At 56.0% G+C, this 20610-nt stretch carries 17 protein-coding genes; 11 read left to right on the top strand and 6 right to left on the bottom strand.

Annotated features, from left to right (window positions below):
* Window positions 1-30: 30 nt before the first annotated feature.
* From VFU50_02835 to VFU50_02810, 6 genes are all read right to left on the bottom strand, one after another.
* On the bottom strand, window positions 31-1119 hold the full coding sequence (locus VFU50_02835; GenBank protein HEU5231769.1) for a chemotaxis response regulator protein-glutamate methylesterase: 1089 nt from the start codon (window positions 1117-1119) through the stop codon (window positions 31-33).
* Window positions 1116-3212: a chemotaxis protein CheA gene (locus tag VFU50_02830; GenBank protein ID HEU5231768.1), complete on the bottom strand. Its 2097-nt coding sequence runs from the start codon at window positions 3210-3212 to the stop codon at window positions 1116-1118. The genes VFU50_02835 and VFU50_02830 overlap by 4 nt, the downstream gene beginning before the upstream one ends.
* Complete coding sequence (locus tag VFU50_02825) at window positions 3209-4114, bottom strand: protein-glutamate O-methyltransferase CheR (GenBank protein HEU5231767.1); 906 nt, start codon at window positions 4112-4114, stop codon at window positions 3209-3211. Before VFU50_02825 ends, VFU50_02830 begins: the two co-directional genes overlap by 4 nt.
* Before the next feature lie 68 nt (window positions 4115-4182).
* A complete protein-coding gene (locus tag VFU50_02820) occupies window positions 4183-4653 on the bottom strand; it encodes a chemotaxis protein CheW (protein ID HEU5231766.1) in 471 nt (156 codons plus the stop codon).
* 17 nt (window positions 4654-4670) lie between these two features.
* A complete protein-coding gene (locus VFU50_02815) occupies window positions 4671-6671 on the bottom strand; it encodes a methyl-accepting chemotaxis protein (GenBank protein ID HEU5231765.1) in 2001 nt (666 codons plus the stop codon).
* Window positions 6672-6702: 31 nt separating this feature from the next.
* The gene (locus tag VFU50_02810) at window positions 6703-7038 is read right to left on the bottom strand and encodes an energy transducer TonB (protein ID HEU5231764.1); all 336 of its coding nucleotides are present in this window, start codon (window positions 7036-7038) and stop codon (window positions 6703-6705) included.
* Window positions 7039-7370: 332 nt separating this feature from the next.
* On the opposite strand from VFU50_02810, the gene VFU50_02805 reads away from it, so the two are divergent.
* The 11 genes from VFU50_02805 (at window position 7371) to VFU50_02755 (ending at window position 20609) form a co-directional block, all read left to right on the top strand.
* Window positions 7371-9710 (top strand): PAS domain-containing protein, encoded by a 2340-nt coding sequence (locus VFU50_02805; GenBank protein ID HEU5231763.1) that lies wholly within the window; start codon window positions 7371-7373, stop codon window positions 9708-9710.
* A 27-nt stretch (window positions 9711-9737) separates the two neighbouring features.
* Window positions 9738-10121, top strand: coding sequence for a response regulator (locus VFU50_02800; GenBank protein HEU5231762.1), 384 nt, complete (start codon window positions 9738-9740; stop codon window positions 10119-10121).
* Window positions 10118-11515, top strand: coding sequence for a sigma-54 dependent transcriptional regulator (locus tag VFU50_02795; protein HEU5231761.1), 1398 nt, complete (start codon window positions 10118-10120; stop codon window positions 11513-11515). The genes VFU50_02800 and VFU50_02795 overlap by 4 nt, the downstream gene beginning before the upstream one ends.
* Before the next feature lie 182 nt (window positions 11516-11697).
* A complete protein-coding gene (locus VFU50_02790; protein HEU5231760.1) occupies window positions 11698-12069 on the top strand; it encodes a hypothetical protein in 372 nt (123 codons plus the stop codon).
* Window positions 12066-13442, top strand: a complete 1377-nt coding sequence (locus tag VFU50_02785; GenBank protein HEU5231759.1) for a hypothetical protein — start codon at window positions 12066-12068, stop codon at window positions 13440-13442. The genes VFU50_02790 and VFU50_02785 overlap by 4 nt, the downstream gene beginning before the upstream one ends.
* Window positions 13442-14140: a hypothetical protein gene (locus VFU50_02780; protein HEU5231758.1), complete on the top strand. Its 699-nt coding sequence runs from the start codon at window positions 13442-13444 to the stop codon at window positions 14138-14140. Before VFU50_02785 ends, VFU50_02780 begins: the two co-directional genes overlap by 1 nt.
* A 20-nt stretch (window positions 14141-14160) precedes the next feature.
* Window positions 14161-14520, top strand: a complete 360-nt coding sequence (locus tag VFU50_02775) for a response regulator (GenBank protein HEU5231757.1) — start codon at window positions 14161-14163, stop codon at window positions 14518-14520.
* On the top strand, window positions 14521-15048 hold the full coding sequence (locus tag VFU50_02770; protein ID HEU5231756.1) for a chemotaxis protein CheW: 528 nt from the start codon (window positions 14521-14523) through the stop codon (window positions 15046-15048).
* Window positions 15049-15088: 40 nt separating this feature from the next.
* Window positions 15089-16531, top strand: a complete 1443-nt coding sequence (locus tag VFU50_02765; protein ID HEU5231755.1) for a methyl-accepting chemotaxis protein — start codon at window positions 15089-15091, stop codon at window positions 16529-16531.
* Between the two features lie 26 nt (window positions 16532-16557).
* Window positions 16558-17427, top strand: coding sequence for a protein-glutamate O-methyltransferase CheR (locus VFU50_02760; protein HEU5231754.1), 870 nt, complete (start codon window positions 16558-16560; stop codon window positions 17425-17427).
* Window positions 17424-20609: a response regulator gene (locus VFU50_02755; GenBank protein HEU5231753.1), complete on the top strand. Its 3186-nt coding sequence runs from the start codon at window positions 17424-17426 to the stop codon at window positions 20607-20609. The genes VFU50_02760 and VFU50_02755 overlap by 4 nt, the downstream gene beginning before the upstream one ends.
* Window position 20610: the final 1 nt, after the last annotated feature.

Genomic DNA, 20610 nt, shown 5'->3' with positions numbered 1-20610 from the left:
ATCAGTCCGCAGTCGCGGGCTGCTCTCAATTCAAGCGTTTACTCCCGCGTTCACGCTGCTCCGCGATGGTGCAGAGCAATTCCGAACCAGTACATTCGGCAACGCGTCCAGCGGTACGACTCGCATCACGTGTCCGCGGTCGATTCCCGCTTTGGGCATGCCGAACACCACGCAGGAATGCTCGTCCTGCGCAAGCGTAAGGCCGCCCGATTTCTTGATAGCTCCCAGACCTTCGGCGCCGTCCTCCCCCATGCCGGTCATCAGCAATCCAACTGACTTCGCACCAAATTCCTTCGCGACGGACTGAAAGAGAACATCGACCGAAGGGCGGTGTCCGTTTACTTTGTTGTCGTCGCTTAAGACGACGACATCGCCCAACGGCATGCGCCGCACCCGCATGTGCCGATTGCCAGGGCAGATCAGTGCGCGGCCTGCGACCAACACGTCCCCTGAGCGAGCTTCTCTTACGTCAATGGCGCAGCATTCGTGCAGTCGACGCGCGAACATCTCGGTAAATCCTTCCGGCATGTGCTGGACGATCAACAGTGCTCCGCTGAAGTCTCCTGGCAAATCCGAGAGCAGGTGCTGCAGCGCATTAGGTCCGCCAGTCGAGATTCCGATTGCGATTACTTTCGTCGGCGCCACATTAAGGCGATTCATCGGCTTCTGTACTTTGGCGGCTTCGCGCAGAGGCATCGTTCCTTTCGTGCCATAGCGCGCAGCAATTTTGACTTTTTCAACAAGAGCCTCAGCGACGCCTTCCATCTTTGCCTGCGAAGCATCGAAGGGTTTCGGAACGAAATCGAAGGCTCCGAGTTGCAGCGCTTTAAAAGTAGCCGCCGCGCCGTTCACACTATGTGCACTCACCACGACCACAGGAAGGCGATAGCTGCGCGTGATCTGACGCAGCGCCTCCATGCCGTCCATGCGCGGCATCTCCAGGTCGAGCGTGATCACGTGCGGCCTGAGCTCTTCGATTTTTTTCAATCCAAAGCTGCCATCCATGGCCGTACCTACTACTTCAATCTCCGGATCGCGCGCGAGAATTCGCGGAATCAGCTTGCGCATCAGAGCCGAATCATCGATTACCAGAACCCGTACCTTTGACCCGTCACTCACGCCGTGACCGCCTCCATGGCCAGCGGCGCTCGTCCGAGCCTCGCCACTACCGCAGAAAGATTCAAAATCAGAACTACACTGCCATCGCCGAGGATCGACGCTCCGCTCACCAATTCAGTAGCAGCGATGTCGTTGTCGAGCGCTTTGATCACAAGCTCTTCTTCGCCCACAAGACGATCAACGATTAATCCGAACTTGCGATCGGCAATGGCTACAACGACCACAAAAATCCTCTTTGATACCGGCATCGGGCCGTGCTTCACCAGCTGGTCCATGCGGACGAGGGTCAGCACCTGATCGCGAAGCTGCATGACTTCACGCTGATCCACGCGGTGCAAATCGGAAGCTGATGCGCGGGCGATCTCCAGCACCGACGCGAGTGGTACGGCATACAGCCGGTCCGAGACGCGGAACATCAGCGCTTTGATGATCGCCAAAGTCAGTGGAACTTTCAGCAGAAAACTCGTCCCCTGTCCCGATTTGGAATCGATGGTCACAGAACCTTTCAACCGCTCGATGACCGATTTCACGATGTCCATTCCCATGCCGCGTCCGGAGATCTCCGTGATTTGCTCTGCAGTGCTCAGGCCTGGGTGGAAGACGAGATGGAGCGCGTCAGCATCTGAAAGGTGCTCTGCTTCTTCATGCGAGAGCACGCCTCGTTCCACCGCTTTGGTGACGAGCTTGAGCCTGTCGATTCCGCCGCCATCATCGGAGCATTCAATCACGATCTGATTGCCTTGATGGAATGCGTTGAGCTTGATCGTTCCGTGGGCCGCCTTGCCGGCAGCAACTCGCTCTTCGGCAGTCTCAATCCCGTGATCGACCGCATTGCGAAGGAGGTGCGATAGCGGCTCGGCAAGCCCATCAAGAATGCTCTTGTCGAGATCGGTCTCTTGTCCGGAAACCTGCAGGACAACGTCTTTGCCGCAGGTCTTTGCCACATCGCGAACGAGGCGGGGAAAGCGCCGAAAGAGCTGCTCGACCGGCACCATACGAATCTTCATTACCGATTTCTGCAGGTCGTTGAGCACGCGTGCCTGGAATGCCATCGCGTCAGAGAACTTCGTGCGCAGAGGATCTTTGGGGAACCGTTTTTCGAATTCTCCGGCAGTCTGCATCAGCATGGACTTGCCGATGACGAGTTCTCCAACCAGGTTGAGAACCGCGTCGATCCGTTCTGCGTCGACGCGCAGCTTTGCGTTCGCGAGCGAGTTTGCGGCGGCGGCAGCTGTGCTTTCTTCCGTGGTTGGTTCGGCCTCTCGTTCCGATATTCCGAGAACGTCCGCGTCATCGGAAGAAAAAACGTCGGTGCATAGCTGCGCCTCCTGATTCCCATTGAGGGAAACAGGATGTATCACAACAGTGGAGATAATCGATGGGATCCGGCACTTGCCCTCGATGCTCTCGGCAGGTGCGGACGAGGCGAGCGCAAATTCCAGTACATCGATCTGCTCGGAGAGGGAGCCCTCTTCAGGAAAAGCAGCCAGAATGTCACCGAACTGAGTCAGCGCATTCTTGACCAGCTGAACCGCGGCAGCCTTCATCGGGCAATGTGGGTCAATTGCCAGCGCGATGTTGTACACGGCGCGTCCCTTGCTGAGTTCACGCTCGATGGCGATTTGCTCATACTCGGTCCAGGCAAACCGGCCCGTCAGCTTATAGGGAACAATGTGGCGCGGCTCAGGAGTGACAACCAGTTCACGAATCCGTTCACGAACTGTCGCGACAGCACGAACTGTAGCAGCGGTTGGCGGCTGCGTTCCCTCGCGATAGCAGGTAAGTAAGGCTACAAAAATGTCTGCGGCACTCAGTACCGCTTCCACCAGCTTGCCTTTGCTCGACGCAGCAATTTCGGGCGTAAGCACGTCTTCAAGCTGATGAGCGAGGCTACTCAGTTCTTCGAATCCGCAGGCAGCCGAGTCGCCCTTCAGAGTGTGGACAGTTCTACGCACTTCACGTACGAGTTCAGCGTTTTGCGGGTTCTGTTCAAGACGGAGGCCCTGCTCATTCAGCGCCTGCAAAAGCTCCGAGGCGGTCTCAAAGAACAGCTCGCGCATTTCGAATTGTTGTTCTTCCGAGAAGAAGCTCAAACCGTCGCCTCGATGCGTTGATACGCCGTGCCGTTGTTCTCGTGAATCATGCGGAACTTGTCTGTGAGTCCAAACAGACTCTCTGCATGCCCAACGAGCAAATAACCTTCAGGATTCAAACAGCGATAGAACTTGTCGATCAGGCGCTTCTGCTCGGCTTCGTCGAAATAAATCATCACGTTGCGGCAGAAGATTACGTCGTTGCGCTGGGGCAGGAATTCCGTTTTGAGATTGTGAAAATCGAAGTGTACGAGTTCTTTGAGCGCCTTTTTCACTACGTAACGGTCGCCGAGCTTGTCGAAGTAGCGCAGGCGGAAGCTGTAATCGACGGCTTCCATTTGGGAATCCGTGTAGGAGCCTTCCTGTGCTGCTCGCAACGCCGAATAACTGATGTCTGAAGCCAGAATCTCTACTTTCCACGGAGGTGGAATCAGTGGCTTGGGGGAGGGCATGTCAAACGGCAGTGGATTGCGCAGATAGTAGTAGGCCAGTGCATCGGAAATCTGCATGCCCATCGTGTATGGCTCCTGGCCGGTGGAGCAGCCAGCGCTCCAGCAGCGCAGCGTCCAATCACGCCGTCCCTGCTTGCGATGCAGGATTTCTTCGAGAATTGTTTTTTGGAAGAGGTCGAGCTGCGCGCGATTGCGGAAGAAGCTAGTCTCGTTGACCGTGAGGTTTTCGAGCAGTGCGCTGAGCTCTCCTTTTCCGTCCCGGCTCGTAAGCAAGCGGTAGTAGCTGTAAAAGCTGTCGAGGTTGCAGGCTTTCAGGCGGCGCTGCAACCGGTCCTGCAGAAAGTGAACGCGGCGCTCGTCAAAATGCATTCCGCATTCCTGATAGATCAAGGTCTGCAGCAGCTTGAGTTCGGCGTCGCTAATGTTGATTGGAACAGTGAAAGTAGCCATGGAGCTCTCTTTAAACCGCTGTTCAATATCGCGACGAACCGGGGGAAGTCCGCAGCAGATACTTCGTATTACGCCATTGCGGGAACTGTCATCTCTCCCAGCCTTCGTAACTCACCCTTTTGCATGATTTTTGCTAAGTCGACCAAAATGATGAGTCGACCGTTCAATTTGCCCACACCGGTGACGTATTTAAGTTCAGCATCATTGAGAACATCGGGTGGATCCTCGATCTCGTTTGGACAAATCCGCAGCACTTCAGAAGCAGTGTCAACGATGAGGCCAACCATCTTGCGTTCGATCTCCGCCACCAGGATTCGGTTTTTCCGAGTGCGTTCGATCCTTTTTTCTCCAAAACGCTTTCGCAGATCGATGACCGAAACGATTTTTCCGCGCAAGTTGATGACGCCCTCGACGTACTCCGGCGCATCCGGCACGGCAGTAATCTCGGGAACGCGAACGATTTCGTGAACAAGGTGAATCGGAACACCGAACGTTTCTTTCCCGATCCGGAAACCGACGAGTTGTAGGTCCTTCGCCATGTGCTCCTCGGAATCGGTTAATTCACCGTCGTTGCGTACCGGGTCTGCGGCTTCTGATCTTCTTGCCAGTGGCCGTTTGCGCCTTTGCGATGCCCATTGGCGTTCGCCTGCAGAGCTTCGAGCACAAAGCGGTCCATGGATTCGAGCATGGCCCGCGACATCTTATTCATCTGCTCGGCAGAGGCAGCAAGTTCAGTCGATCCCGAAGTGGAACGCTGGATCAGCTCGCGCATCTTTTCCATGGCGCGAACCACAGCTTGCGCGCCCGATGCCTGTTCCTCAACCGACGAATTGATTTCGTGCGTGATTTCATTCAATCGCGTAGTAGCGCGGGCAATCTGCGAAGAACCGTGCGACTGCTCGTTGGTAGCTGCGCCGATTTCCTGAGCAAACTTGTAGACTTCGGTGACGACGTTTGAGATCTTCTTGAGAGCAGTGCTGAGTTCCGTACCTTGCACCAGACCGTCGTTGACGATGGTGGTGCTCTTGTCCATATTCTCAACCGCTTTGCGGGCCTCTTTCTGGATGCTCTCGATCAGATCGGAAATTTCCCGCGTAGATTGCGCCGATTTTTCTGCCAGCTTGCGTACTTCGTCGGCTACGACGGCGAAACCGAGTCCGTGTTCGCCGGCACGCGCAGCTTCGATAGCGGCATTCAGAGCAAGCAGGTTCGTCTGCTCTGCGAGATCATCGATTACTTCGATGATCTTGCCGATGTCGTCGGCGCGAGTGCCCAGAGCGCGGATAATTCCGGACGATGCCTGAATGGAACCATTGATCTTGTTCAATCCATCGGTCGTCTTCTCCATCGTCTGGATTCCGCTCTGCACCTCTTCGCGTGAGCGCTGCGAAATCTCGAGCAGAACCTTGGCGGTATCGGCGACGCGTTGAATGGAAGCGACCATCTGATCGATCGATGCTGACGTTTCGCTCACGCTCGATGCCTGCGTCTGCGTGTTCTTCACCATGTTCTGTACGTTGATACTCATCTCGTGCATGGTGCTGGTGACTTCATCAATAGCCGATGCAGCCTGGACGTTGATCTTTGCCGATTCGTCTGAAGCGCTGGCGACTTCGTTCGATCCGCCGGCAACCTGCGACGCGCTGTCGCGAGTGCTCTTAACCAGCGCGCGCAGCCCGATCGTCATTTCAGAGAACGCTCGACCCAGCGTGTCACGCTGCGAGCGGGGCTGTACTTGCACGCTCAGATCTCCGCCGGCAATCGCCTCGGAGAATCCCGCCATCTCTTTCAGATAGGCGATCATTTTGTTGAAGCTCTTGCTAAGCTCGCCGATCTCATCTTCCCGCTCGATATCGATCTTCTGATCGAGATCACCCGAGTCGCCGATCTCACGCGCCACCAACATCAGATGGAAGAGCGGATCTGTGATCGACTTGGGAACTCGACGCGCAACCGTGATGCCCCCACTCAACGCCACGAGGGCAAGAATGCTGGCCAGCCAGGTCATCATCGTTCCCAATATGGCGTCACCCTGCTGTTGGTCTTGCAGCACCTGCTCGGTGGCTGCCATGGTCTGATCGACGGGATCTTTCACGCTCTTCAGCCAATCGCTGGGATTTTGCTGGAGATAAAAGATCTGCAGTTCCGCCACCGTCGAATTGCCCGAATCAACCTGTTTGCGTTTGTCCATTAGCGGACGTGCAAAACGGTCGAGCCATTCGTGCTCTGCCTCATTCAGACGGTCAAGCGGAACACGTTCCTCTTCGGTTGCTCTGGCTTTGGTTTCGTGAATGGCTTCATCGAGATGAGACGCCCCGCTCACAACCTTGTCAGCCTCGGCGGGATCGCCGCTCAACAAGTAATTGTCCAGATGGATCTGATTTTGGCTGAGTTGATACTGCAGAGCAGAGGTGTCGCGCAACAATTGGAACGATCGTTGCGTGTGCTTCTTCGCCGAGTGCTCGCGGATGAGAGCTCCCACATTGAACAGGCCGAGTACGAATACCAAGCCGGTCATGATGCCAAAGCCAACGCGAAGCTTTTTTGCGATTGTCATTGCCTATACCTGCGTTTCCAGGCGCCGGAGCCTAGTTGTTGCTGTTCGTAAACCGGATCTCTACCACCTCAGTACCTTCTGAGCCGGGTTCATAACGCCACTGTTTTACGGCGGCTTCGGCTGCGTCGATTAACAGCGGATGTCCGCCCAACGGCCTTACCGACTTAACTTGCCCGTTTGCGCCCACGATAAGTTCGAGTTTGACTGCCCCGGTTACATTCATCTTTTTTGCCAACTCCGGGTATTGAGGGGAAACTTTTGATTTGATCTTTCGTGTGGAGTCTTCACCATGTGTAAGTACTGCCAGCCCGAGTACAAGTCCGATTACCACCACAAACCAGCGGGATTTCTGAAAGAAGCTGCGCACAGTCTTCTCCTTAGGGATAAATTCAGCCTGAAATGTGCACGGAGGGTGCCAGCGTTAGGCGAGTCATGACCTCGGTAATCAAGGCACGCGCAAGTTATTGATTCCTCGATGGAATTCCCGCAGCGGTGAGAGCGCATCCAGCGCCTCGCTGAAACCAAGCTGTCTCATCGAGCCGGAATCTGGCGTTTCTCACGTCTCAAGCTGAGAACTTCTCAGGGGAGTAACTGGTTACCGACGATGCACGGCGATTCTGATTCGCGTTGACTCAAAATGAGATTGCACGCTACCGTCGCAGTTCGGATCAGGCTCGTTTTGAGACAGATTCCCCGAACATGAACCCTACTTCTCCAGAGTTGCGTGATGATGTTGCGCACTCCGAACGTCATCGTCTGCGGGCTGAGACGCTCGTCTCGTTTGCTTTGGAAGTAGGAGGCGCAATCGAGCTGGATGACCTCGCGAAAAAGTTCACCGGTCGCACTATGGAAGTCGTCGGAGCCAAATGTGGTTTTCTGGCGCTTATCAAAAATGGTCGGGCTCAGACTGTACTATTCCAACCAGAAGCTGTTCGTCAGCTTTCGTTCGTCCGCTTAAATCGTGCAATCGAAGAATTGACCGCCCGGTCCTCGGCGAAGGGCATCGTGCTCGCGGCGGACCGATTTGATTCGGAACTGGCGCGGGAACACGGATGGAAGCAACTGATCGTTACGCCGCTGTATGGTGCCGGCAGGGAGCTGCTCGCCGCCCTGGGATTGGTTGATTGCAAGGCTCACTCCGCCGGAGACGTAGAACTACTGCAAGCGATGGCGGTACATGCCGCCGCCTCTTTGCAGGCCTCGCAGCTGTTTGCGCGTATTACCCGTGCGAGCCGGCAGTGGGCAGAGATATTTGATTCCATTTCTGATCTCATGCTGGTGCACGATGAACGGCATCGCGTACTACGGGTAAATCGCTCCCTAGCGGAAAAGCTGAAAAAAGAGCCTGCGCAATTGTTGGGGATCCCGGCTCGGGAATTATTCGCGCCGAGCTTCTCCAGTCAAACATGCCCGTTTTGCCTGGACCTCTCCGGTGAACACTTCCGGGAAGAGTTCCGCGAAGCAAAGACAGGCAACGTCTATTTGATTTCATCTTCACGACTGCGAAGTCCCGGAGACGATTCTCCGCAAACCGTCCACGTGCTGAAGGACGTGACTGCCAGCCGTCGCGCGGAGCGACTCTATCGCGAACTCTTCGACAACATCCAGGAAGGCGCCTACTTCTCTGCGCCAGATGGTCAGCTACTGGAAGTAAATGACGCTCTGGTCCGTATGCTCGGTTACGACAGCCGCGAGCAACTGCTTGCCGTCAGTGCGGAAAAGCTCTACGTCGACCCGGGGCATCGGAACGTGGTTAAGCGAGCGCTGGACCAGTTTGGGCGGCTCCGCAACCATGAGCTGGCTTTGCTCCGTCGCGAGGGTTCGATTATCTATGTTCTCGAAAACAGCTTCGTCGTCCGCGACGATGCCGGCAGGGTAGTCGAATATCGAGGCGTGCTGCTCGACATTACCGAAATGAAACACGTGCAATCGCAGCTGCTGCGCGAGCACGACTTTAACACGCAGATCCTAAACCACACGCAGAGTCTCATTGCTGTTGCCGATACAGCCGGCCTGGTGAGCTACGCCAACCGTCGTTGCTGTGAAGTAGTGATGGGTTCCGGAGGAGACCTGGTCGGTTCCCGAATTGAAACCATGGTTGCTCCCAGCCATCGGGGCATGCTGCGCAACGCCATCGAGTCGGTTCTCGAAGGAAAGGTTGTAAATAACCTCGAACTTGCGCTGGTTCGCGATCGTCAGAGCATCGGGAGCTTTTCTGTGAATCTGAGTCCCATGCGCAGCCCTTCCGGCGAGGTAAACAGTCTTGTCGCGGTAATGACAGACATCACGGATGTGGCCATGCTGCGGGCGAAACTCATGCACACAGAGAAAATGGCAGCCGTTGGCCAGCTCGTTTCTGGCGTGGCTCACGAGGTGAACAATCCGCTGACAGCGATCATGGGGTTTGCCGATCTTCTGATCGATAGTCCGGAGCTATCAATCGAAGCAAAGGAGGACTTGCGGGTCATTGTGCACGAAGCTCAGCGCACGCGCGAAATTGTCCGTAACCTGCTTAGTTTTGCGCGGCAGACTCCGCCGCAGAAGCAGGCCGTCGATCTGCATCAGGTGCTGCGGCGAACAGTTTCGTTGCGCGCATATGACTTGAGCAACGAAGGTGTTGAGCTGGTGGAGAACTTCGATTCGACTCTGCCGAAGGTAACCGGAGACGCGCATCAGCTTCAGCAGGTATTTCTCAACATCTTGAACAATGCGTTCGATGCTGTCCGCGAGACTGGCAGCCGGGGTCGCATTAGCATTGCAACTTCGCGTTTGCGAGACTCTGTGGACGTCAGCTTTATCGATACGGGCACAGGAATCTCAAATCCGGAGAAAATCTTTGATCCCTTCTACACAACGAAAGAAGTCGGAAAGGGAACAGGTCTTGGCCTGAGTATTTGCTATGGAATCGTCAGGGAGCACGGAGGCGAGATTGTGTGCTTCAACAATCAGAACATGTCTGGAGCAACTTTTTCCGTCCGTTTGCCACTCCTGAATGCGGCACGTGGGTTGGCGAAGGCTGCAAAGGCCTCAAGCGACTGAAAGGAAATGACGCGCGAAGAGATCACGATGAGTAAATTACCTCTGCTGGTAATCGAAGACGAAGCTGCGGTGATGTCGTTTCTGCGGACGGCACTGGAGCGCAATGGCTACTCTATCGTGAGCGCATCGTCGGGTGCCGAAGGATTGAAGCTGCTGGAGAGCGGCGCATACATGGGAGTGATCTCCGATATGCGCACGCCGGGAGGCATCAGTGGGGCGGACGTTCACGCATGGATTCGCGCAAATCGTCCGGAACTCTCGCGGCGCATTCTGTTCATTACTGGTGACACGGTGAATCGCGAAACCATGGACATTCTCGAGAAGACCGGCGCGCCATGTATCGAAAAGCCGTTCCGAGTTGCGCAGTTGTTGCGCAGTATTGAAACGCTTATGGCAGGTGAGGCGCGATGAGCCAGGAGACTCTTCATCTGCTCGTCGTGGACGATCAAGAGAGCATTCGTAAGCTCTGCGCCACCGTCGGAGCATCACTCGGGTTGCGTTGCACGCAAGCTGAGAGCGCCGAAGCTGCGCTCGCAGAACTTGATTCCGATGCTCCCGATATGATTCTGGCCGACCTGATGATGCCGAATATGTCTGGGCTCGATTTTCTAACGGAAGTAAAGAGCTCAATGGCGCATGCCGAGATCGCGATCATGACGGGCCATGGTTCGATTGAGAGTGCGGTGCAGGCGATGCGCCTCGGCGCTTACGACTACATTACAAAGCCCTTTCGAATCGAAGAGTTGAAACTTCTGCTGGAGCGGATGCGGGAGAAGGTGCAGCTCGTAAATGAAAACACCTTTCTACGGGAGCGCGTGAATACCGAGACGGACCTCAGCGGCATCGTTGGCTCCTCCGTCAAAATTCAGGACGTGCTGCGCATGATTGCGCGCTTGAAGGACACGCGTACTCCGGTGCTCATCACCGGCGAAAGCGGAACGGGAAAGGAACTGGTTGCCCGCGCCATTCATTTCCGCGGCCAATATGCGAAACGTCCATTCGTTGCCGTCGATTGTGGTTCGCTGGTTCCTACACTGATCGAGAGTGAACTTTTCGGGTACGAGAAAGGTGCATTTACCGGAGCGGCGCGGAACAAGGAAGGCCTTTTCGAAAGTGCCAATGGGGGAACGATCTTCCTCGATGAGATCGGCGAGTTGCCGCTGGAAATGCAGGCGAAACTTCTCAGAGTTCTCCAGGAGAAAGAGGTTAGGCCTGTAGGTAGCAACACTCGGGTAAAAGTCGATGTGAGAGTCATCGCGGCCACCAATCGCGATCTCGAAGCCGCCTACAAAGAAGGAACATTCCGCAAAGACCTTTACTTCCGTCTGAATGTCGTCACCCTGCATCTTCCGCCATTACGGGAGCGCAAGGCCGACATTCCCGCTTTGGTTCACTGGTTTCTAAACAGGTTTGTTCCTGGGCAGAACATCCACATCACTCAGGCTGCCATGCAGGATCTGTTGCAGTATGAGTGGCCCGGCAATGTCCGCGAATTGGAGAATTGCATTGAGCGTGCGGTCGCATTAGGCAGCCAAAACGCGATTGATGTTCACGACTTGCCACCCGCGATTCGTCGGTTCTCGGAACCGCCGGAGGCTCAAATCGAAGCAACACCGGTGAAGTCGAGCGACCTTGCAGAGCTGGAGCGAGAAACCATCCGACGCGTGTTTGAACAGACAAAGGGCGACAAAACGCTCACCGGACAGATGCTTGGTATCAGCCGTGCGACGCTGTATCGCAAATTGAAACGCTATAACATCGGTCAGTCTTCCCAGATGGGGGCCGCGGTAGGAGTCCCAAAATGAACCTTTAGCCCTGCCTGAGCAGGTGAGACAGCGGTTTCATTCTGAGACATTCCACTGCGTTTCAGGGCTTTCGAAGCGCATTTCTGACCAGTTATCAACAGCTTAGAAGCTGCCGCGATTTGGCACCCGCTTTGCACATCTTGTACCGTCGCACTCTGTGTGTTCGACGGGAAAGGCGCGCGATGACGATTGCACGGGACTCGCTGAGACAGGAACTGGCAAAAATTGGCAATCGGACCTCCGCGCAACCACCGGATTTGGAGCGACTGGCACAATTTTTCCCTGACGGCACGAGAGTAAAGATGCCCGTGGAAGTTTCGCGCGTGAGTGGAAGTTCGTCCGAACCGGTGCGTACCGTTCTGGAATACGGGACTGCGCACGAAGTGATTTTTCGCTGCGCCCTGCCAATGGAGTTCGGTGACCGACTGCGGCTTACCAACCGCGACGGCTCTCTGGACGCGGAGGCGGAGGTAATGGCGGTACAGGTCAGCGCCTCGGAAACTTTGGTGGCGGCTCGCTTCACCGCCGAAGTGCATAACTGGATTATTAAATGATGAGCACTGCTACCGCATCGCTGATCGAAATCGCCGCCGAATGGCGTAGCGCGCGTCGTCTTTATTCGTTTTACTCGGCCCTCATTCGCGAGTTCCAGCTCGAAGTTCCACACTGCAAAGAGCTCGAAAATCCTGTGGACCGCGCAGAACGCGAAGTCTTAGACAAAGTCCACAAATGGTTCAGTCAGGTTGACCGCCAGGTGCAGGTCGCGCAGATGCGACAACTCCTGCAGAGCGATCGCTTTGGCGAGGAGCAGTTGCTGCGAGCGTTGCTCCTGCGGCATCTCCCGCAACAGCAGCGCGATGAGGCACTCCGCGACAAGCTGGATTACCTCCTGGTGCAGTACTTCGCGGCAGTCGCACCGCATCATCCTCATGACAGTCAGGTGACTTCGTCTGAAGTTGCGCAGGCGCTTCGACCTGTGCTTGGCGCCGTCGCTCCCCGCGAATTCCTTTGGATGAAGCAGTTCGACGAGATCGCGAACAGCGTCGATCGCTGCTCGACGCTTTCCGAACTGCTTGATAGCGGATTGGTCGAGCTTGGCAGGAATAAGAAGAAAGCGTTGGGCGCTCAGTACTTCTCTCCGGAAGCACTGGTTCAGATCACAAGATTCAACTTCCGCTTGCGCCTCGGATTCTTCCGCCTCATGCACTCGGATCTCCAGGCGATCCGCACCGCGATCCAGCAACTCGAGAGCGCCGGCGTAAGCAGCGTCGATTGCCGCGAAGCCGGACTTGGCTCCGAAGAGCCTCTGGCCACGCTGCGGACTCTTTGCCACCAATGGAAAAAACCATTTCGGGAAGCGTATCGAGCAGGCCAATCGTTCCGTCAGCTGGGACAGGTTCGCAATATTCTCACAAAGAAAATTCAAACCATAGGAGCCGCCAAGAACGGAGCGACACCGGTGCCATCTCAAGCGGGCCTTCCGGAGTTTGCGGTGATGGCGCCCGACGCGGTGCCGGCTGAATCTCGTGCCGAAGCAACGCTCGAAAAAGTAGTGGAGACGATCTCAGAACAACTCTTCGCTTCGAAACAAAAGAGCACCGTGTGCACGGTGATCGTCGGCCACGCAAAAGAAGTGCTCGCATCTTGGGAAGTGAAAGCTTACGTGCAAGCTGGTGACGCGAGCTGCGGGGCAATCCAGAAAGCAGTTGCCGCTCGCTGTCTGCTCGCGAATGCCGCCGCCATGGCGAAAGAAGGAAACAAGAGCGGATTGGCAGAGGCGCTGGATTGCTCGCACCATCAGGCTGCGGCCATTCAGGAGCAGGTCGCGAAAGCGAAAGAGCGCGGCGATATCGATGCGGCAGTAAGCCTGGCGGCAACCGCAAAGAGACTGTTGGCGGTAATCGACGCGACGGAGAAGCTGAAGTAATGAGTCAGATTGCCAATCAGAGTCCAAAAGTGCTCGTGGTATCCGATCAGGCTGGATTTTTCCGTGATCTGGTTGCCCGGTGGCAGATGCAATCGCAGGTGCCGGAGTTCACCGCGGTTAATAGCGATTTATTGCGGAGCACGAGTGCTTCGGCTTTCGATATTGCGATTGCCGGAGACATGCAAGCGCCCCGAGCAAATGAAATCCGTACGCTGCTGAATCGAGGAGCTGCGCCGGCTGTTTATGTGTCTACCGCGGGAGAATCTGTTCACGGCTTGCGGCGCGCATATCCGCGATTAACCGTGATTCCGCGACATGACGCGTGGCTCGATACGCTGGTTTTGGTCACAGAGGAAATCTTGAAGCGTCGCGAGATCTTTGCGCATATTCAGCGGCTCGAGCAGAACGCGCGGTCGCAGGAGGCCCATGCGACGCTGGGTAAATACATGGCGGAGATGCGTCACGGTTTCAATAACGCACTTACCTCTGTGTTGGGAAATGCGGAGTTACTGATGCTGCAATCGGCCGGCCTTGAGCCAAACATGCGCGAGCAACTGGAGACGCTGCATGCGATGACACTTCGTCTACATGAAATGATGCAGCGCTTTACCTCGCTAGAGCTCGAAATGCAGTGCGCGGAGAAAACCGCGCGGTCGGAGAAGAATTTGGAGTCACTCACGTATGCGGCTAGAGCTTGAGATGGAGTTATAGAGACCCCGTGAAAAAGATTCTCATCGTCGACGATTCGCTCGCAGAAGTGAAGCTCATGGAATCTGTGCTTCAAAAGGCGGGGTATTGGCCCGTGGCGATTCACGATCCCCGCAAGCTCGAAGCCACCATCGCGGCGGAGAGGCCGAGTCTGATTTTGATGGATGTCGTCATGCCGGAACGCAACGGTTTTCAGGCCTGTCGTGAATTGAAGGGCAGTGCGGAGTTCAGCTCGATTCCAGTGGTGATCGTGAGTTCGAAGAACACGGAGAGTGACAAGTTCTGGGCTCAGCAGCAGGGTGCGGACGGCTACGTGATTAAACCGTTCACTCCCGCCGAGCTTCTCGGGGCAGTGCAGAGGTTTGTATAGGTGACGGAAGAAACGCCAATTCCGCAGCAGCTCGAGCCGATCTCACCGGATCAGATCGAAGTTCCCGATCTGGCACTCGGACCACAGGAGCCGCTGCGTCAGTACTGCGTTTTTCGCGCAGGGCGCGAGCGTTTCTGCCTGTCGGTGTTGGAAGTGGAGGAAGTAGTAGATTGGCCATCGTTAACGCGCATGCCGCTGGCCCCCAGCTTCCTCATGGGCATTTTCAACTTGCGCGGATCGATTGTGCCAATCGTGGACATTGCGTTCAGCGAAGGGCGGCGCCCGGATCTGCCGCCGCGGCAAGTTGTCGTGGCGTATCTTCCGGCAGAAGGCGACCGCGATCATCTCCGCATCGGAATTGCGGCAGACGAGGTGTTCGGAACCTACAGTACCTCGGACCCGTTGATTCTGGCGGACATCCCCCGCGACGTTCCGCATTGTTGTGGGATGCTGCGCCAGGAGGATCGGCTGGCGCTCACGCTGGATTTGAAGAGATTAGTGGAAGCATTTCCGGTTCCGGTGATATGACCAAAATAGGAATTCGGAGTTCAAGTTTTCGGAGGCAGTTATGAAAGGTCGGCTGAATCAAGCCATCTGGACATTGGGAGCGATCAACGCCGCTGCGCTGTTGGCCGTTCTCTATTTTGCATACTCGGCAGGCTCGCACGCCAACGGACTTGGCATCGGCGACGCGATGTCCGCGCCGGGCGAGACGCCGAAGCTGTTTCTGGCTGCGGTGCTCGTCGGGCTGTCTGCGGCGATGTTCGTTCTCTTCCGGCTCTCGAACAAGATAGCGAAGCCTGTGAACGAGCTGGTGAACTACTCACAGAAGTTCGCCAATGGCGAGTACAACAGCCGTCCGCATATCGAAGGCGATGACGACTTCACCGTAATTGCGGAGAACTTCACGCGCAGCTCGGAGCGCATCAGCCGCGCCGTTCACAATCACGAAGCGCAGGAAGCCCTCCAGAAGAGCGTGACGGACTTTCTGACGGTCGTCAGCCAAATTGCTCGTGGTGATTTGACCCTGCGTGGAAGAGTCACGAACGATGCCTTGGGAAACGTTGTCGATTCAGTGAACTACATGCTCGATAACTTCGCCAAGGTGCTCGAACGCGTGCGCAAGGCTGCCGTGGACGTATCGTCCAGCGCCAATGAGATTCTGCTTTCTTCTGAAGACATGGCCAGTGGCGCCGTGCAGCAGGACCAGGAAATCACAAACACCTCGTCTGCTGTCGAAGAGCTGACGGTCTCGATGAAGCAGGTGTCGAACAACGCCGAAGCTTCGGCAGAAGCTGCGCGACGTGCTCTCGACGCCGCCGAACAGGGCAACCGCTCCGTTCGCGACACACTGGAAGGTATGCAGCGCATCCGTGCTTCGGTGCAGGCGACTGCAAAGAAGATTAAGTCGCTCGGCGATCGTTCGCTGGAAATTTCCGAAATCATCAATGTGATTAACGACATCACCGAGCAAACCAACTTGCTCGCCCTCAACGCTGCTATCGAGGCGGCCCGAGCAGGCGAAGCCGGACGCGGATTCGCAGTCGTCGCCGACGAAGTCCGCAAACTCGCTGAACACTCGCGAACTGCTACGAAGGACATCGCAGGTCTGATCAAAGCCATTCAGGCCGAAACCAACGAAGCCGTCGTAGTCATGGAAGAAGGAACCAAAGAAGTGGAAGTCGGAGCCCGACTCGCAGACCAAGCCGGTAAAGCGCTGGAAGCGATTTCGAGCGTCGTCCGACAGTCGGCAGAACTTGTTCAGGAAATTTCGCTGGCATCGAAGCAACAGGTGCGTGGTACGGAAGGTGTGGCGAACGCGATGCAGATCATTTCGAACATCACGCGTCAGACTTCGCAAGGCGCGCGTCAGACGGCACGCACGGTCGAGAACATGGTGAAGCTGTCAGAGCAGTTGAACGAGGCGCTCTCGCAGTTCCGCATCAGCTCGAGCGGGCCGGTTGAGATCAAGGAACTCAGTTCGGCGGCTGCGGCAGTCGCAAGACGGTAGTCAAACAGAAATAGCTGATTAGGACTGTGGGCGAGAATTCCAATTCGGTGCTGGTAACCGAGCATGAGCTCGGCGAACTGCGTTCGTTCATCGAACGTCGTTCTGGAATTTTGTTTGACGAGTCGCGCACTCGGTTCCTGTCCAAGCACGTCCGTGAACATCTGATTCAGAAACAGCTCGGGCGGGCTTCCGAGTTGCTGCGAGCCATTAATGGTTCGAACGCGGAATATGAATCGCTGCTGGAACGGCTTCTTACACAGGAAACTTCTTTTTTCCGCTACCCAGCCGTGTATCAGGCACTCGCGGAAAAAGTGTTACCCGAGATTCATGCAAAGAAGTTCTGGAGCAATCCACGAACCCTGCGGATATGGAGCGCCGGCTGTTCGACTGGCGAAGAGCCTTACTCAATCGCGATCAGCGTACTCGATGCACTCGAACTTCCGGATGCATGGACAATCGAGATTCTGGCGACGGACATCAGCCGCAATGCATTGAATGTCGCCGAGCGCGGATGCTACACGAAGCGCGATCTGGAATCGCTCGCGCCCGAGCAGATCGAGGCGTACTTCAGTCGATCCAGCAAAGATGAATTCCAGGTGAAGCCGAAGGTCCGCAACATGATCACCTTCGCGCAAATGAATCTGGCGCAGATGGTCTATATGGGACGCTTCGACTGCATTTTTTGCATGAACGTCCTCATTTATTTTTCCGACGATCTGCGGGCGAATTTGATCCGGCGTTTTCATGAGTACCTCGAGCCGGATGGATATCTATTTTTGGGCCATGCGGAGTCGGTAGCCAAAGCCAAAGTGGAACTCGAGCCGATTGTCATTGCGGACTCGCTCATCTATCGCAAGTCGGCGCTGGCGCGAAGCGCTGCACAGGAGAGTTTGTGAGCACGCCGGGAGCAGAATTCGTCGAGGTCTTTCTTCAGGAAGCCTCCGAGCACCTGCAGTTTCTGCGGGAGTACTCCGGCATTCTCCAGGATCCCTATCCGGTTCCGGAAGACATTCAGCGTCTCTATATTTCCGCTCACACGCTTGAGGGCAGCTCCGGTTCCTATGGATTTCCCCTTTTTCGCGAAGTCGCCAGCAAGCTGAGTCACATCTTTCAGTACGCGATGAACGCAACCATCGCTGCAGATGCGACCGGACCGATCACTGAGTTTATTTCTGAAGGCATCGCCGTTCTTGAATCCGATTTGCTGATGATCAGCGCCAACGGAATCGAGAGCGAAGAAGAGATCAGCGCGTTTAAGCTGCGTTATGCTTTCGCCTTCGAGCCTGCGGTGCAAGCACCGCAGCCCGTGGAAGATTACGTTGCACCGGTGAATCTGCATCAAAAGGCAGATCTGCCGCTTGCCGCCGAGAGCAGTGCAAAAGCTGAGAATAAGACTGAAGTAAAGCCCGAAGCTGCTCTGCAGCCCGAGCCCGCAGCAAAGATCGATGTGCCTGCGCGGACTGAAATTGCGCAGCCACAGTCGGCGCCCCGGCCAGTCGTCGCTGCTGCTGCCGCGAGTCCAGGCGCTGATATTCCAGATCTGGAACCCGACGGCGACGTGCCTGCGGAGATTCTGGAATTCTTTGTTCCGGAAGCGGAAGAGCACCTTCAAATCGTGCAAGATTGCCTGCTGACCTTGGAAAGCTCGGCCGATCCTGAAACGGTAAATCGCCTTTTCCGCTCGATGCACACGATCAAAGGCTCCGCCGCGCAGGTGGGCCTGCAGAGAATTTCGCATGTGGCGCATCGTGCCGAAGACCTGATCGGTCACGTCCGCGACGGAGAGATCAAGCCGAGTCAAAAGGTCATCGATCTCTGCTTCGAAGCCGTTGATGCAATCAAGAAATTCGTCTATCGCCAGTGGCCGGACGAAGCAACTTTGCAAGTTACAGTAAAGTCGCTGCTGAGCAGGCTGCGCGCGCTCGCGCCCGCTGAAGAGTCAGATCAGCCCGTTGAGCGTGCAAAAGAAACTACCGTTGTGCCTGCGCCGCTACCTGTTCAGACGAAGTCCGAAGCCACCGCCACACCAGCAAAGAACGTCTTCGAAGACAGTTCCGACTCGGAGCAAGAGCCGGAGATCATCGCCGGGCTGCGCAGCAAGGAGCCTGCAGCGCTGCCGCAGTCGAAATCGGTTCGCATCGCTCTCGAGCGCCTCGACAGCATGATGAACGCCGTCGGCGAACTGGTGATTAACCGTACGCGAATGCTGGGCCGTCTCACAGAGCTGCAGCGGCTCGCCGAAGTGCTGAACTTCTCCAAGGGAAGAATGTCAGAGAAGATCTCCGACTTCCAGGAGAAGCACGAATTCAGCCGGTTGACGGGAATGTTTACCTCCTCGTTCTCCTCAACCGGCTCTCATGGCTTGGTCGGTGGATTTAGCGATTCTTCAGAATTTAGCGAACTGGAGTGGGATCGTTACGATGACTACAGCATCCTTTCGCGCTCTCTGACGGAAATCTCGGCCGACGTGACCGAAGTCCTCACGCAGCTCGATGGCTTCGTTCGTCGCGTCGATTCTGACATCGATGAGTTCACAAAGCTTGCTCATCGTCTGCAGGATGAAATTACTCAGGCGCGAATGGTTCCAATTGGGAACCTCTACACACGTATTTCGCGAACGGTTCGCGATGCCGCTAAAGCCGCAGGCAAACAGGTTGAACTGACTCTCAGCGGCGCCGAAACGGAACTTGATAACAGCATTATTCAACAAATATCGGATCCGCTGATTCATCTCGTGCGCAATGCCGTCGCGCATGGTCTCGAAAGCTCTGAGGAGAGATACAACGCCGGCAAGACCGACCACGGCAACGTTGCCGTTCGCGCGTACCATCGCGGCAATCACATCTACATCGAAGTTGAAGATGACGGAAAAGGCATCGACTACGAGAAGGTTCGCAAGACGGCGGTGGATCAGGGCATCTACTCGGAGGAGCAAGCGGAGCGCCTGGCAGAACGAGATCTGCTGGAACTGCTCTTCCATCCAGGCTTTTCGACCGCCCAGCGCAAGACCGAACTCGCGGGACGCGGAGTCGGACTCGACGTGGTTCGCGCCAACCTCACCACGTTGAACGGCGAAATCGATGTCGATACACAGAAGGACCTCGGCACACGCTTCACATTGAAGGTCCCGCTCACGCTGATCATTTCGCAAGCGCTGTTCGTGCGTTGCAGCGACATTTCCTTTGCATTCCCACTTTCATTCGTTGAAGAAATCCGCCGTGTACCGGCGAGCACGATTGAAGAAGTCGGCGGCAAGCTGCTCACGAAAGTTCGCGATGTAGTGACCGAGGTTGTGCGCCTCGATTCCCAGCTTGGGCTTGCTCACGTCGAGCCGGTAAATGGTTTTTATCATCTGGTGATCGTCAGCGTCGCCGGGCGTTCCGTCGGCGTGATCATCGACGAGGTTCTGCGCAAGGACGAAATCGTGATCAAGAACCTCGGCGAGTATCTGCGTAATGTAAAGCTCTTTCCGGGAGCGACGATTGCACCCGACGGCAGCCTTATTCTCTTAATCGACGTGAATCGTCTGGTCGCTGGCGAGGCCATTGAACGCCGTCCGTTGATGACGAACGCCACTGCAGCCCGCATCTTTGCGCCCGGCGCGGCTGCGCTCGCAGCCGGCGAGATTCCCGAAGCGGCAATGGAGCCTTTGCGTCAGGAAAAGGTTGTCATTCTTGCCGACGATTCGATCAGCGTGCGCAAGTTCGTCGGACGCATGCTGGAAAAAGCCGGTTATCGCGTGCGCCTGGCCGCCGATGGTCTTGAAGCTCTGGAAATCGCGCTGCAGACTCGCTGCGATCTGATCATTACCGATCTGGAAATGCCGCGCACCAACGGCTACGAGCTGATGATGCACCTACGCCAGAATGCCGAGACCAAAGGCATTCCCGTGATGGTCGTGACGTCGCGCGCAGGAGCAAAGCATCGTGAGCGCGCAGAAAAAGAAGGCGCAGCAGGATTCCTGACGAAGCCAGTGCAGGATGAGCAGTTGATTGCAGCGGTAACGAATTTGATCGGTCCGGCACACGGACCGGTGATGAAAGGGGAGACGCACGCCGCGTCTCTACCGGCGGTTTAAG

The sequence above is a fragment of the Terriglobales bacterium genome (assembly GCA_035764005.1).
Classification (GTDB): Bacteria; Acidobacteriota; Terriglobia; order Terriglobales; family Acidobacteriaceae; genus Gp1-AA112.
Note: the sequence above shows the minus strand (reverse complement) of the source record. Positions and strands in the feature narration are given on the sequence as shown.

Coding starts and splice junctions, on each gene's coding strand:
- VFU50_02800 (HEU5231762.1), top strand. CDS start 9,738: ATGAGTAAATTACCTCTGCTGGTAATCGAAGACGAAGCTGCGGTGATG.
- VFU50_02825 (HEU5231767.1), bottom strand. CDS start 4,114: ATGGCTACTTTCACTGTTCCAATCAACATTAGCGACGCCGAACTCAAG.
- VFU50_02820 (HEU5231766.1), bottom strand. CDS start 4,653: ATGGCGAAGGACCTACAACTCGTCGGTTTCCGGATCGGGAAAGAAACG.
- VFU50_02805 (HEU5231763.1), top strand. CDS start 7,371: ATGAACCCTACTTCTCCAGAGTTGCGTGATGATGTTGCGCACTCCGAA.
- VFU50_02795 (HEU5231761.1), top strand. CDS start 10,118: ATGAGCCAGGAGACTCTTCATCTGCTCGTCGTGGACGATCAAGAGAGC.
- VFU50_02785 (HEU5231759.1), top strand. CDS start 12,066: ATGATGAGCACTGCTACCGCATCGCTGATCGAAATCGCCGCCGAATGG.
- VFU50_02780 (HEU5231758.1), top strand. CDS start 13,442: ATGAGTCAGATTGCCAATCAGAGTCCAAAAGTGCTCGTGGTATCCGAT.
- VFU50_02790 (HEU5231760.1), top strand. CDS start 11,698: ATGACGATTGCACGGGACTCGCTGAGACAGGAACTGGCAAAAATTGGC.
- VFU50_02765 (HEU5231755.1), top strand. CDS start 15,089: ATGAAAGGTCGGCTGAATCAAGCCATCTGGACATTGGGAGCGATCAAC.
- VFU50_02815 (HEU5231765.1), bottom strand. CDS start 6,671: ATGACAATCGCAAAAAAGCTTCGCGTTGGCTTTGGCATCATGACCGGC.